This window comes from Stenotrophomonas maltophilia (assembly GCF_013464485.1).
In the GTDB taxonomy this organism is placed as follows: Bacteria; Pseudomonadota; Gammaproteobacteria; order Xanthomonadales; family Xanthomonadaceae; genus Stenotrophomonas; species Stenotrophomonas maltophilia_AW.
Genome location: NZ_RAUX01000037.1, coordinates 1 through 13,785 on the forward strand (window position 1 = coordinate 1; position 13,785 = coordinate 13,785).

11 protein-coding genes are annotated in these 13,785 nt (G+C 66.7%); 3 read left to right on the forward strand and 8 right to left on the reverse strand.

Annotation, left to right across the window (positions count from 1 at the left end):
- Positions 1 to 16: 16 nt before the first annotated feature.
- Complete coding sequence (locus D7Y61_RS16620) at positions 17 to 2,002, reverse strand: transglycosylase SLT domain-containing protein (RefSeq protein ID WP_180867864.1); 1,986 nt, start codon at positions 2,000 to 2,002, stop codon at positions 17 to 19.
- 151 nt (positions 2,003 to 2,153) lie between these two features.
- Here D7Y61_RS16620 and D7Y61_RS16625 point away from each other — a divergent pair, with 151 nt between their 5' ends.
- Entirely contained in the window at positions 2,154 to 2,561 is a 408-nt protein-coding gene (locus D7Y61_RS16625; RefSeq protein WP_180867865.1) for an ExbD/TolR family protein, read from the forward strand.
- 436 nt (positions 2,562 to 2,997) lie between these two features.
- Positions 2,998 to 5,859, forward strand: coding sequence for a TonB-dependent receptor plug domain-containing protein (locus D7Y61_RS16630; protein ID WP_180867867.1), 2,862 nt, complete (start codon positions 2,998 to 3,000; stop codon positions 5,857 to 5,859).
- 132 nt (positions 5,860 to 5,991) lie between these two features.
- Here the strand turns inward: D7Y61_RS16630 and fhuE are convergent, their stop codons facing one another.
- The 3 genes from fhuE to D7Y61_RS16645 all read right to left on the reverse strand — a co-directional run bounded on the left by fhuE (position 5,992) and on the right by D7Y61_RS16645 (position 9,417).
- Positions 5,992 to 8,130 carry a ferric-rhodotorulic acid/ferric-coprogen receptor FhuE gene (fhuE, locus tag D7Y61_RS16635; protein ID WP_180867869.1) on the reverse strand — a complete coding sequence of 713 codons (2,139 nt, stop codon included), beginning with the start codon at positions 8,128 to 8,130 and terminating at the stop codon, positions 5,992 to 5,994.
- A 175-nt stretch (positions 8,131 to 8,305) separates the two neighbouring features.
- A complete protein-coding gene (locus D7Y61_RS16640; RefSeq protein ID WP_180867870.1) occupies positions 8,306 to 8,857 on the reverse strand; it encodes a M23 family metallopeptidase in 552 nt (183 codons plus the stop codon).
- 77 nt (positions 8,858 to 8,934) lie between these two features.
- A complete protein-coding gene (locus D7Y61_RS16645; protein WP_180867872.1) occupies positions 8,935 to 9,417 on the reverse strand; it encodes an Lrp/AsnC family transcriptional regulator in 483 nt (160 codons plus the stop codon).
- 72 nt (positions 9,418 to 9,489) lie between these two features.
- On the opposite strand from D7Y61_RS16645, the gene D7Y61_RS16650 reads away from it, so the two are divergent.
- Entirely contained in the window at positions 9,490 to 10,365 is an 876-nt protein-coding gene (locus D7Y61_RS16650) for an EamA family transporter (protein ID WP_180867874.1), read from the forward strand.
- A gap of 78 nt (positions 10,366 to 10,443) precedes the next feature.
- Here D7Y61_RS16650 and D7Y61_RS16655 read toward each other — a convergent pair whose 3' ends face one another.
- From D7Y61_RS16655 to D7Y61_RS16670, 4 genes are all read right to left on the reverse strand, one after another.
- The gene (locus D7Y61_RS16655) at positions 10,444 to 11,181 is read right to left on the reverse strand and encodes an endonuclease/exonuclease/phosphatase family protein (RefSeq protein ID WP_180867972.1); all 738 of its coding nucleotides are present in this window, start codon (positions 11,179 to 11,181) and stop codon (positions 10,444 to 10,446) included.
- Between the two features lie 53 nt (positions 11,182 to 11,234).
- Positions 11,235 to 12,065 (reverse strand): thiol:disulfide interchange protein DsbA/DsbL, encoded by an 831-nt coding sequence (locus D7Y61_RS16660; RefSeq protein ID WP_180867876.1) that lies wholly within the window; start codon positions 12,063 to 12,065, stop codon positions 11,235 to 11,237.
- A 106-nt stretch (positions 12,066 to 12,171) separates the two neighbouring features.
- On the reverse strand, positions 12,172 to 12,822 hold the full coding sequence (locus tag D7Y61_RS16665) for a thiol:disulfide interchange protein DsbA/DsbL (RefSeq protein WP_180867877.1): 651 nt from the start codon (positions 12,820 to 12,822) through the stop codon (positions 12,172 to 12,174).
- A 106-nt stretch (positions 12,823 to 12,928) separates the two neighbouring features.
- The gene (locus D7Y61_RS16670; RefSeq protein WP_180867879.1) at positions 12,929 to 13,729 is read right to left on the reverse strand and encodes a c-type cytochrome; all 801 of its coding nucleotides are present in this window, start codon (positions 13,727 to 13,729) and stop codon (positions 12,929 to 12,931) included.
- Positions 13,730 to 13,785 lie beyond the last annotated feature (56 nt).

Here is a 13,785-nt window from a genome sequence, read left to right on the forward strand (position 1 = left end):
CACGACCGCAGTGCGATCAATCGCCGCCCTGGTCAGCGTTGGCGGCGCAGCTGAAGCTCTTGCGCTTGTCCACCAGGCGGCCCATCAGACGGTCGCTCAGCGGCAGCGCATCGCCATTGAGGCGCCAGTCGTAGATCACGCTGAAGGCCAGCACGCGGGCGACGTACTCGCGGGTTTCCTTGTAGCTGATGGTCTCGATCCACAGGTCCGGATCAAAGCCCGGGCGCTGGCCCTGCCAGCGCGCGGTTGGGGTCGGGCCGGCGTTGTAGGCGGCGATGGTCACGTACGGCAGGCCGTCGTACTTGTTCATCAGCTGGCGCAGGTAGGCGGTACCGATGGCGATGTTGGTGTCCGGGTCGTACAGGCTGTCGGCGCCGCCGTAGCCGGTCAGGCCGATCGACTTGGCCACGCCGGCACCGGTGGCCGGCAGCACCTGCATCAGGCCCATGGCGTTGGCAGGCGAGCGCGCGCGCGGGGTGAAGGTGCTCTCGGCGCGGATCTCTGCCGCCACCCAGGCCGGATCGATCGCGTTGCGTGCCGATTCGCGGCGGATGGTGGCGTCGTGGTGCAGCGGGAAACGCAGGTCGTACAGGCGCTGTTCCTGCGGCTGCTTGCCGAGTGCGAACACGGCGCGGTCGAACCAGCCATTGTCCTGCGCCACGCGAACGGCGAGGCGGCGCTGGGTGTCATCGAAGCGCGATAGCGCGCTGTTCCATTCGGCCACGGCCCAGCCGGCGCGATCGATCTGGTACAGCGCCATCGCGCGCTGGATGGCTGGGTCGCGCGCGATCACCGCTTGTGCCTGCGTGCTGTCGTTCGGCTTCCACGGGCACAGCGTGTAGCCCTGCTGCAGTTTGTCGGCGGCGAGGAAACCATGGAAGGTCGGTGCGCGCGCGGCCTCGCGGAACAGCGGCTGCGCCTGTTGGGCCTGGCCGGTCTTCTCCAGCATGCGGCCTTCGAAGTAGCGCCAGCGCGGGTCGCTGCGCTGCTTGCTGCCCATCTTGCGGATCGCGGTCAGCGCCGCCGGCCAGTCACCGCGCGACATCGCTTCGCGCACGCGCCACTCGTGCAGGCGTTCGTCGTACGCCGATTCCGGCACCGCGTTGAGGCGTCGCGCCGAATCCGGAAGATAGGAAGCGACCGTCCACAGTGCGATCTGGTACAGCACCTGGCCCTGCTGCTCGGCACTCAGGCCCAGTGCCTGCGCGTACTGCGGCAGCTGCTGTTCGGTGGCGCCGGGATCGGCCTTGGCCAGCTTGGCCAGGCCATCGGTGGCGATGCGCCGGCTGCGCTCGTTGCGCGGCCAGTTCAACGCGCTGGCGTTGGGCTTGTCGACAAAGGCAGCGTAGTTGTTGGCCAGTGCCAGGTCGGTGGCGGGCAGGCCACGTGCGGCGCTGCGCATCACAGCGGGTTGCTGGGCGTCGGCGGCAGCGTCGATGCGTTCCCAGCGCAGGGCGTCGCTCAGGCCACCCTGTGCCTGCAGCACGGCGAAAACGGCATCACAGCCGTCCGGCAGCGACTTGCCGTTCTTGCGCCACAGATCCTGCGCTTCACTGATCCACTGCGGATCAACCTTGCCGGTCACCTGCCGTGCGGTCAGCTGCGCACAGCGCAGCCCGGCGTTGTCGGTGGGCGCCCAGTTGGCGAGCAGGGTGGGCCAGTCCTGGCGGCGTGCGACCGAGGGCAGCCACACGCTGCGGAAGGTGGTGGCCACGGCTTGGCCGTCGTAGCGCTTGAGGAAGGCCTGGGCCTGCGCGGTATCGACGGTGTCGATGTTGCGGCGCAGGTTGGCGTACTCCAGCCAGCCGTAAGCCGGATGGCGGCTGAGTGCAGCGGCCTGGCCGGGATCGAACTGGCCGCGTTCGGCGGCAGCGATCGCGGCCTTCAGCTGCGCGTTCTGGGCGTCGAGGGACTGGGCATTGGCGCAGCCGATCAGCAGCGTGGTGGCCAAGGGCAGCAGGGACAGGGCGGTCGAAGAGCGTCGGATCATGGCGGGAAGCATAGCGGGCAATGGCTGAATTCAGTTTCGCATTGCGTGCACGCGATGGGTCGGCAACGGCAGCTGAATGCTCGTGCTGCAGGCACTGCCTCGCGAGCCTGCGGGCGACGTAGTGTCGAGCTTGGGCGAACGGCCCGGCTGCAGGGAGCGGCACATGGCGTTCAGTAGCGCAGGAAGAAGCGGCCCGCTGGCGGACATCAATGTCACGCCACTGGTGGATGTGATGCTGGTGCTGTTGATCATCTTCATCGTGACCGCGCCGATCGTGGCCCGGCCGATAGCCGTGCAGTTGCCACAGGCCACCGATCGCGTGGTCGACCGTCCCGAACCGCCACCGCCGATCGAGCTGCGCCTGGACGCTGCCAACCAGCTCAGCTGGAATGGTCAGCCGATGGTGATCAGTGAGCTGCAGGCGCGCCTGCAGGCACAGGCGGGCGAACATGCCGGCAACCTGCCGGAGCTGCGTATCGCCACCGATCCGGCGGCCGAGTACGAGGGCATGGCGCGGATACTGGCTGCGGCCGAGGCAACTGGAATGCAGCGCATCGCGTTCGCCAGATAGCGCGTTCTCTACCGCCGCTCATGTGGGCCCGTGCGGCATGGGCGGCGGGCAGGGGGGGCAGCGCTGCAGTCGTAGTTCGTGCGTCCCCGGTGAAGGCGGAAGCCATATCAACATCTGTGATCGCGATGCTGGCGGTGGCGAAAAGAGCGCAGTTGTCTGGTCGCACCAAGGGTCGGCAAGCGCACTTGCCTGAAGGGTACGGATACCTGTGCGTGCTGTCGCAGCCGGCATTCAGGCGATCGGCTGTGAACAGTATCGTCCGGTCATGATCGGCAGCTATCCGACGTAATCGGCTCTCAATTGCGTCAATTCCGCGTGAAAGAGTGTCGATCATCACGCCGCGACTTTTACCACTTGTTTACAAAGGAGACGGCGCCGCCATGCAGGGAGGGAGTGCGGCGGCCCATGTCCCGACATTCCTTTGGAGAGAGAGCGAATGAATCACCTGCACCACCGCCCCTTGGCGGTCGCCGTCGCGCTGTGCGTGATGACCCTGGCACCGTTGGGTGCCGCTGCACAATCCACCACCAACCTGGATGCGGTGGAGGTCACCGGTACCCGCATCAAGCGCGCTGAAGTCGAAGGCCAGGTGCCGATCCAGACACTGACCCGTGGCGACATCGAACGCACCGGCCTGACCTCGATCGGCGAGGTGCTGCAGCAGCTCACCGGTTCCGGTTCGGCCCTCAATGCCAAGTTCAACTCGTCCGGCAACTTCGGCTTCCCCCCCGATGGCAGCGGCGTAGGTGCGGGTTCGGCGCAGGTGGACCTGCGTCATCTGGGCGCCAAGCGCGTGCTGGTGCTGGTCGATGGCATCCGCTGGGTCAATGAGTCGTCCGCATCCGGCGTGGGCTCTGCCACCGATCTCAACACCATTCCGCTGGCCATCGTCGAGCGCATCGAGGTGCTGGAAGACGGCGCATCGTCGCTGTACGGTTCCGATGCCATCGCCGGCGTGGTCAACATCATTACCCGCCGTGACTTCGATGGCGGCCAGGTAACCCTGAACTACGGCGAGTACAGCAAGGGCGACGGCACGCAGAAGGGCGTGGACCTGGCCTGGGGCAAGAGTGGCGATCGTTTCAGCCTGTTCCTGGGTGCCAGCTGGACCAAGCAGGACCCGGTATTCGCCAAGGACCGTGAACAGTCGCGCTTCCCGATTCCCGGCACCGGGCTGGCGTTCGGCAGCGGCGGCATTCCGCAGGGCCGTTTCATGTTCACCGACCCGAACACCGGTGCGGTGCAGAACATCGTGCCCAATACCGGTGTGAGCAACCCGCGCTACGACGGCAGTGCCGGATGCGCGCGCACCGATGACTATCACTGCTTCACCAGCGCCGACCGGTTCAATTTCGCCGAGTACAACATGGTGCTGACACCGTCGGAGCGTAAGGGCCTGTTCGGTCAGTTCCGCTTCGACATCACCGACAACGTGCAGTGGTACGTCAAGGCACTGGGCAACCGACGTGAGTCGACCAACCAGGCCGGCCCGGAACCGCTGTTCTTCGGCCCCGATGGCGCCACCGGCAATCCGCTGGCCGACAACATCACCGTGTCCGCCCTCAATCCGTACAACCCGTTCGGCTTCGACCTGGTCTCCGGCGACAACATGAGCCTGATCGGCCGCCGCCCGGTGGAAGGCGGTGCGCGCGTGTTCAAGCAGGAGGTGGACACCACCTACTTCGCTACCGGCCTGGTGGGGGACTTCCACGCTGCCGACCGCAGCTGGTACTGGGACGTCAACGGCATGTACAGCAAGAACAAGGCCGAACAGACCAACTACGGCAGCTACGACATCTACAAGGTGAACATGGCGCTGGGCGATCCGGCGGTGTGTGCGGCCACCCCGGGCTGCGTGCCGCTGAACATCTTCGGTGGCGTCGGTTCGATCACTCCGGACATGCTGAAGTGGATCCAGCCGGTGGTACGTGATCGCAGCCAGAACGAACTGAGCCTGTTCACCGCCAACCTGTCCAGCGAGCTGTTCTCGCTGCCGGCCGGCCCGGTGTCCTTCGCCACCGGCTTCGAGTACCGCAAGTACAAGGGCTCGTACCAGCCGGATCCGTTGACGGTGATCGGCCACTACAACGGCGTGCCGTCGCAGCCGACTTCGGGTTCCTATGACGTTAACGAGGCCTACCTGGAGCTGAGCGTGCCGATCTTCGCCGACTCTTCGTTCGGCAAGAAGCTGGATCTGAGCCTGGCAGGGCGCTATTCGGACTACTCCACCTTCGGCGGCGAGTTCACGCCCAAGTATGGCCTGCGCTGGCAGGTGACTGACGACTTCGTGCTGCGCACCACCTACGCTGAGGGCTTCCGCGCGCCGTCGATCGGTGAGTTGTACGGCTCGGCCGCGCGTGCCGACCTGCAGTTGTTCGATCCTTGCTCGGTGGGCCTGGGCGGTACGCCGCCGCGTGGCAGCGCGGCCAACTGTGCCGCGCTGGGTGTGCCGGCCGGCTTCCAGCAGGCCAACTCGCAGATTTCGGTGACCACCGGCGGCAACCGCGACCTGGATCCGGAGCGCTCGCGCAGCTTCAGCGCCGGCTTTGTGTGGAGCCCGTGGTTCGGCAACAACACGTCGTGGTCGGAACGCTTCGATGTGGAAGTGACCTTCTACCGCCACGCCATCGACGGTGCGATCCAGGCGATCAACGCACAGACCCAGCTGGACCTGTGCGTGGATACGCTGGATCCGATCTACTGCGATGGCATCACCCGTGCCAGCACCGGTGCGGTCAGCAGCTTCAACAACCGCTTGACCAATCTGGGCTCGATCAAGACCGATGGTTGGGACGTGGATCTGTTCTGGACGTTGCCACAGAGCTCGATCGGCCAGTTCAAGCTGGGCTGGAAGAACACCTTCGTGGGTCGCTACGAAGCCACCGGTGCAGCAGGCCAGAAGCAGCCGCAGGAGCCGGGCGTGGAAGTGGCCGACAGCTCGATTCCGGAATGGACCAGCAATGCCAGCATCGGATGGACGCTGGACCGTTGGAGCGCCAACTGGACCGTGCGGCACATCTCCGAGCTGACCGAGAACTGCGGCGATGCTGCGGCCTTCCCGGTGTGCAGCAACCAGGCTGCGGGCACCAACACGCTGTCGGCCACCACCTTCCATGACATGCAGGTGGGCTACAAGATCGACTGGATGAAGGGGCTGCAGCTGACCGCCGGCCTGAACAACGTGTTCGACAAGGATCCGCCGATCTGCCTGTCGTGCTCGTTGAACGGCTACGACGCCTCGACCTACGACATCCCGCGTGGCCGTTACTGGTACCTGCGCGCGGATCTACGGTTCTGATGTGACGGTGGCAGCGCCGGCCAGTTCCGGCGCTGCCTTGCTGTTGTAGAGCCGAGCCCACGCTCGGCTGATTCTCTGAGCCGAGCATGGGCTCGGCTCTACAAGTGCGGGGCGATCGTGCCCCGCGCCTGCTCAGAACGACCAGGTGAAGGTCAGCGAGCCGTTGCGGCCATCGCCGTACGCACCGTAGCCGGTGATCTGCGAGTAGTACTTCTTGTCCAGCAGGTTGTTGAGGTTGGCCTGCACGCTGAACTCCGGCGAGATGCGGTAGCGCACGAAGGCACTGACCAGTGCGTAACCTTCCTGCTCGAAGCGGCCCACCACCGGCGCAGCGTAGTAGATGCGGTTCTGCCAGTTGGCACCGCCACCGATGGTCAGTTCCTGCAGCGACTGCGGGGTGTAGCTGGTGAACAGCTTCAGTGCGGTCTGCGGCAGGTTGGTGTTGATGTCGGCGCCATTGATGTCCTTGGCCACATAGCGCGAAGCACCGAAGGTCGCGTTCCAGCCGGGTGCCAGTTCGCCGTTCACTTCGAACTCGAAGCCACGGCTGACGGTGCCGCGTGCGGCGATCGAGGCGAACTCACCCGGGCGGCCGATGATCGGCTCGCTGGTGACCTGGGCGACGTTGTCCTGCTCGATGCGGAACACCGCCAGCGAGGCATTCAGGCGGTTGTCGAACCAGGCACCCTTGACGCCCACCTCGTAGCTCTTGCCGTCGACCGGATCGAGATAGCGGTCGTTGCGGTCGCGGGCGGTCTGCGGCTGGAAGATCTCAGTGTAGCTGGCGTACGCGGAGTAGGTGTCGTTGATGTCATACACCAGGCCGGCGTACGGGGTGGTCACCTTGTGTTCGCGGTCGTCGTTCTCGCCTTCGCTCTTCCAGTTGGTGTAGCGCGCACCGAGGATCAGCTTCAGCGGATCAGCCAGCGACAAACGGGTGGCGGCATAGCCGGCCTTCTGGGTGATGGTGCCCTGGCTGGCCAGCGCCAGCGGGTTCCAGTTCGGCTGGGCAATGTTGCCGGTCCAGTCGAGATAGGAGCTGAAGGGATTCCAGCCGGTGCCGGGGCCGCCCATCTGGAAGTCACCGTAGTTGGCGAATTCGCGTTTGTTGTAGCTCAGGCCGGCCATGAACTGGTGCTCGCGGCCGAACAGCTGGAACGGACCGTCGATGTAGCCATCGATGCCATCGACCTTGCGCTCGGTGTTGTAGAAGCCGGCCATCGGCGTGACGCCGGTGCCTGTGGTCTTGTCGAACGCGGTGTAGGACGGATAGAACAACTTGTCATCGGCGTTGGTGCGGTCGTGGGTGGCGCCGATCCTGAACTTCCAGCCGTTGCTGAAGGCGTGCTGCAGGGTGGCGAACGCGCGCTTGCTGGTGGTGTCCCAGTAGGTCCAGTCCGGCGACGGATTGAACGAGGTCGGGTAATTCGTCGGACTGCCATCGGCGTACCACATCGGGAAGCCACCCCAGGTGGCGCCATTGGCGCGCTTCTGCTGGTAGTCGTAGCCCACGCTCAGCTGCGTGTCCGGGGTCAGGTCGGCGTCGATGACCGCATAGCCCAGCGTCTTGCGCTGGTTGTAGCGGTCCATCTGGCCGTCGGTGTCCAGGTAGCTGCCGATCACGCGGCCGCGCACGGTGCCGCTGGCGTTCAGCGCGCTGCCCACGTCAACGGTGGTGCGGGTACGGCCCCAGCTGCCGACGTTCACCGACACGCTGCCAGCCAGTTCGGCACTGTCGGCGTGCTTGCGGATCAGGTTCACCGATGCGGACGGATTGCCGGCACCACTGAGCAGGCCGGTGGCACCACGCACCACTTCAACGCGGTCGTACAGCGCCAGGTCCAGGCCGGAATCACCGTAGCTCCAGTTCTGCACCATCTGCGTGGGCAGGCCATCGAACTGGTAGGCATCGATGTAGAAACCGCGCGCGTAGAACTCGGTGCGCTCGCTGTCGGATTGGGTGCTGGTCACGCCGGTGGTGTTGGCCAGCACGTCGATGATGTCGTCCAGGTTCTGATCTTCGATGCGCTGGTGGCTGATGATGCTGACCGACTGCGGGATCTCGCGCGGGGCCAGGTCGAAGCGGGTACCAGCCGAGGTACGGCGCACCGAATAGCCTTCTGCGCGTTCACCCTTCACCACCACCTTGTCGAGGGTGGTCGGATCGGCGGCGGTTTCGGCGAAAGCGGCCGGGACCACGGCGCAGAGAACGGCGAGCACGGCGACGGACAGCCGTTGCGGCTGCGGGGTACGGAAGGCGGAACGGGTCATGGGGGTCCTGGGCAAGCACGCGCGATCGGCCGGCATCCAGGAGGCGAGGCGCTACGGGTAGGGAGGGGCGGGCAGGCCGTCCTGGCGCTACCGGAAACGAAAGAAATGGTAATACGAACTATTCCTATTTACAAATCGTGAACGAATCGACCCAGTGACCCGGGCGCGGTCTGGGTCAGCGCAGCAGCGGAAGTGGATCGCGCGCGCCGTCGGTGCCGTAGATGCCCCAGTGCAGGTGCGGCGGCGTGCCCTTGGCGTTGCCGCTGTCGCCGACATGCCCGAGCAGATCGCCGCGCTGTACCACCTGGCCGCGTGCCAGGCCGTCGGCCCAGTCGTCCAGGTGGGCGTAGTAGTAGCGTTCGCGCGCCGGCCCGATCACCCAGACCTGGCGCCCGCCGAGCCCGCGTTCGCTGACATCCGCGACGACACCGGCCGTGGCGCTGCGCACCGGTGTGCCACGCCTGGCGAAGATGTCGATGCCGGCGTGGGAGCGGTCACGGCCGCGCGGAGCGCCGAACGTATCGGCGATCTGCCGGGGACGGACGCCCTCCACCGGCACCGGAAGTTCGGTGGCCGGCGGCATCCGCGAGAGTGCCCACAGCATCTTCGGCGCGGCCGCCCATGGGCTGTTCCACAGCATCAACGCGGCAACGAGGGCAATGGCCAGCCACAGGCCGCGCAGCAACCAGCGGCGCAGGCGACGGGCGGGGGACGGCGTTGTGCTCATGGTTCTCGATTGTAGAGTCGAGCCATGCTCGACTGCTGTTGCCCTGCGGTCCCAAAGCCATCGAGCATGGCTCGACGCTACGGCACCGGCAGCAGCGGCACCTCGAAACTCCGCTTCAGCGTCCCCAGTGCCACCGATGTGCGGAAGCGCTCGATGTTGTCATCGCCGCCGAACAACCGCTCGGTGATCGCCTCGTACTCTTCCATCGACGCGGCCGAAAGCAGCAGCAGGAAATCGCCGTCGCCGGTGATCGAATAGCACTGCTGTACCGCCGGGTCCTCCTGCACGCGGCGCTTGAACGGCGCCACGCGTTCGCGCTGCTCGCTGACCACGCGCACCTCGACGATGATGGTCAGCGGCCGCCCGACCTTGGCTGCGGCGACCACCGCCACGTTGGCCGCGATCACGCCGCTGTCCTGCAGGCGCTTGATGCGGCGCTGCACAGCCGGGGTGGACAGGTGTACGGCCTCGGCGATTTCGCGCTGCGGCAGGGTGTTGTCCCGCTGCAGGAGGTCGAGGATGGCGCGGTCGAAACTGTCGAGCACGGGAGCGATGGCCATGGCGAGCAGAAGTTGCACGAACAGGCTGTCAATTGAGCCAAGTGCTCGGCGCCGACGCAATAGACTTTGCGCATGCAGACCTCACGACTTGCGCCGATGTTGCCGGCGCTGGCGGTGCTCGGCTCGGTCACCTCGCTGGCCATCGGCACTTCCTACGCAAAACACCTGTTCCCGCTGATCGGTGCGCAGGGCACGAGCGCGCTGCGCGTGGGCTTTTCCGCGCTGTTGCTGCTGCTGTTCTGGCGACCATGGCGCTGGAAGACCAGCCGCCCGGATGCCATCACCATCCTGCGCTACGGGCTCACCCTGGGCCTGATGAACCTGCTGTTCTACATGGCCCTGCGCACCATTCCCTTCGGCATCGCGGTGGCCATCGAGTTCACCGGGCCGCTGACGGTGGCGATGCTGTCATCACGACGTCCGATCGATTTCCTCTGGGTGGGCTGCGCGGCGGTGGGGCTGCTGTTGCTGCTGCCAATCGGCGGTGGCCCCGCGCTGGACCCGGCCGGTGTGCTGTACGCGATGGGCGCGGCGGCGTGCTGGGGCCTGTACATCGTGTTCGGCAAGCGTGCCGGCCATCTGCACGCCGGGCATTCGGTCTCGCTGGGGCTGCTGGCGGCATCCCTGGTGGTGGTGCCGGTGGGCGTGGTGCATGCAGGCGCCGCGCTGCTCGACCCGAAAATCCTGGTGGCCGGCCTGCTGGTGGCGCTGGTCTCCAGCGCCATTCCGATGTCGTTGGAGATGATGGCGCTCAAGCGCCTGCCGAAGGAGACGTTCGGCATTCTGATCAGCATGGAACCGGCGGTGGCCGCGTTGTGGGCGATGCTGCTGCTGCACGAGCACCTGCATGGACTGCAGTGGCTGGCGATCGGATGCACGGTACTGGCCTCGGTGGGCAGCACGATGACGGCAAGGCGGTTGAAGGTGCCGGTGGTGCAGGCCGGGTAGCGGCGAATAGCGTACAGACCAGCGGTCCGCACCCGCCAGAGCGGCGTGCCAACGAAGGTTGGCACCTACCAGGAGCGGTCAGCGCAGGGCGTCAGCCGGGACGTCGATTGCCATCGCCAGGGCGAGGTGATCGGAGAACGCGGCCGGTACGGCTTCCACGCTGCGGGTCTGCAGGCCACTGCTGACCAGGATGTGGTCGATGGCGCGGTCAGGGCGCCAGCTGGGGAAGGTCGGCACGATGCAGCCGGGGGGCTGCAGCCGGGTCTTCTGGTACAGCACCTGCATTTCCGGGCGTTCGGCCAGGCAGTTGAAGTCACCCATCAGCACGGCATTGGGATGGTCGGACAGCAGTTCGGCGATGAAGCCCAGCTGCGACATCCGCGAGCCGGCGCCCAGCGACAGATGGGCCACCGCCACCGCCAGGCCATCGGCACCGTCGCCGAACTTGGCCAGCAGCACGCCGCGCCCGCCGATGCGGCCGGGCAGGGCGTGATCCTGCACTTCCACCGGTTCCAGCTTGCTCAGCAGGCCGTTGGCGCTGGAGGCGACCCCGCCCATGCGCCGGTTCGGTTGGTGGCTCCAGTAATTGAAGCCGGCGCGCTGGGCCAGGTAGTGGGTCTGGTTGGTGAAGCCTGAGCGCAGGCTACCCGGGTCGGCTTCCTGCAGGCCGACGATGTCATGTTCGCGCGCCAGGCTGGCGATCGCGTCAAGGCTGCTGCGCTTGCGACCCGCCGGCAGCGCATGTGACCAGCTGCGGGTCACATAGTCGCTGTAGCGGCGGGTACTTGAGCCGGCCTGGATGTTGGCCGTCAGCAAGCGCAGGGTCCGTGTACGGGGGGAATTCACGGCCGGGAACAACTTCCTTTGGATCAGTGAGCCTGGGCCGCACCGCGCTCGCGGGCGATCAGGTGGTCGGCAATGCGCAGCATGTCCGGGAAGCTCTTGCCCTTCACCAGGTACTTGCCGTTGACGATGATCGACGGGGTGCCGCTGATCTGGCTGCGCTGGGCGAACTGCTTGGCCGAGTTGGTCTTGGCATTCACTGCGAAGCTGCCCATGGTGGCGGCGAACTGCTTCGGATCCACGCCGTAGGCGCCGTAGAACTTGGCGATGTCGTCAACCGAATCGGTGCCGCGCTCGCCCTTCAGGGTCTTCTGCGAGTGGATGGCGGCGTACAGGGCTTCGTGGGTCTTCTCCTGCACGCCCAGGGTCTGCGCTGCGTAGAAGGCACGGGCGTAGTTGTCCCAGGTGCCGCCGAACATGGCCGGCACGTAGACGAAGTTCACGTCGCTCGGCAGGCCGGCCTTCCACGGGCCGACCAGCGGCTGGAACGCAGCGCAGGCCGGGCAGACGTAGCCGAAGATCTCGGTCACTTCGATCTTGCCGGCGGCCGGCTGGAACGGCTGGCCGTTCGGGATCACCTGGTAGTCGGCGCCTTCCACCGGGGCCGGGCCGGTCAGTGCGGCGGTGGTCGGGGCCGGTGCAGCGGCCGGGGCAGCCTCAGCCGCGGCCTTCTCGCCTTCGGCTGCGGCCGGGGCGGCGCCTTCGGTACCTGCGGCCGGAGCGGCCGGTTCGGTGGTCGCCGGAGCTGCAGCCGGTTCGGCCGCGGCTGCGGTGGTGTTGGTGCTGCCGTCGTCGGCCTTGCAGGCAGCCAGGATCGGCAGCAGCGCTGCGAGGGCGAGGGCGTAACGGATCTTCATGGAAACGTCTCCAGCATCTGGAATGGTGGGGCCGGCGTCATGCGCCGGCCAGGGGGAAATGATGACATGCGGCGGCGACAGCGCCGTGTCTGTGGTGGGTGTTGGTTCAGCGGCCGCGGGCGGCGCGGGCCTGGGCGATCAGCGCCGAGGCGATGCGCAGCTGGTCGTCGAAGCTGTCGCCACGGACCAGGTACTGGCCGTTGATGATCAGCGCCGGGGTCCCGGGGATCTTGGTGCGCTGGGCGAACGCGCGGGCGGCATCGACCTTCTTCTGTACGGCATCGCCGCGCAGGGCCAGCAGGTAACGGTCCGGGGTCACGCCGTAGGCCTTGTAGAAGGTGGCGAGCTCATCGGCCGAGATGTTCTGCATCGGCAGCGAGCCGTCCTGGTGCAGGGCCTTGAACACGGCGCCATGGCTGCGCTTGGCCACGCCGACTTCGTCGGCGGCGTAGTAGGCCAGGGCCCAGGCGTCCCAGGCGCCGCCGAAGGCCGCCGGAACCGGGGTGAAGCGCACGTCGGCCGGCAGCTTGGCTGCCCAGGCTTCCAGCTGCGGTTCGAAACGGGCGCAGTGCGGGCAGGTGTAGCCGAAGACCTCGACCACCTCGATCTTGCCGGCCAGCGGCTGGAACGGGCCCGGCTGGGCGATGCGCTCGTAGTCTTTGCCCTCGACCAGCGGGGCATTGGCGGGGGTGGCGGCGCAGGCTACCAGCGGCAGCAGCACCAGCACAGACAACAGCAGGCGGGAAATCAACCTCATCGACACGCATCTCCGTTGAAAAAAGCAACGCCGGCGCGGTCGCCGGCGTGAAGGAAACATACCGCAGGCGCGGGCCGGCGTGGCGACCCGGGCCGACCAGTGGTGGTCAGGGGGCGGCAGCCGGTTGTGCCGGCGTGGTGGCAGCGGCCACGTCGTCGGCCTTGTTGTGCAGGCCCTGCAGGTAGCTCGACAGCGCCTGCACCTCCTGTTCGCTCAGCTTCTGCGCAACCGCAGCCATGATCTGGAAGTGCGCCTTGTCGGTCTCGTTGGTCTGGCCGGCCTGGTATTCCTGCAGGCGGCGCGCGACATAGCTGGCGTGCTGGCCACCGATGTGCGGATAGGCCGGGCCAGGATTGCCGGCACCGCTGGGGCCGTGGCAGGCCATGCAGGCTGGCAGGCCGCGCTTGGCGTCACCGCCACGGTACAGCTGCTGGCCGATCTCGTAGAACTTCATGCCCTTGTAGGGGCCATCGGTGACCGCCGTGTCATCGGCGATGCCGGCGGTGGCCTTCTGCGTGGCAAAGAACGCGCCGATGTCGCGCATGTCCTGCGGGGTGAGGTTCTGCACGAACGGCACCATCGCCACCGCCGCGCCGGAACTGCGCTGGCCGTTGGCGATCAGGGCCATCTGCTGGGCCACGTAGCGTTCGCTCTGGCCGGCGATGGACGGGTACATCTCCACCGTGGAATTGCCGTCGGCGCCATGGCAGGCCGCGCAGGCCGAGGCCTTGGTCTGGCCGGCCTTGGCATCGCCCCAGTGGGTCTTGCTGAAATCCACTTCCAGCGAGGCGGTGTTGATCGGCCCGTTGTCGGGCAGCGGGGTCAGCGTGGTCTGCGCGAACGCAGCAGCAGCAACGACTACAGCAGTGGCAAGGGCGGATACGGCAAGAACGCGAGCGTGGCGCATGCTAAAGCTCCGTATGGACCGGGCCGGGCGGTGGCCGCCGGCATCGCCCGGATTAT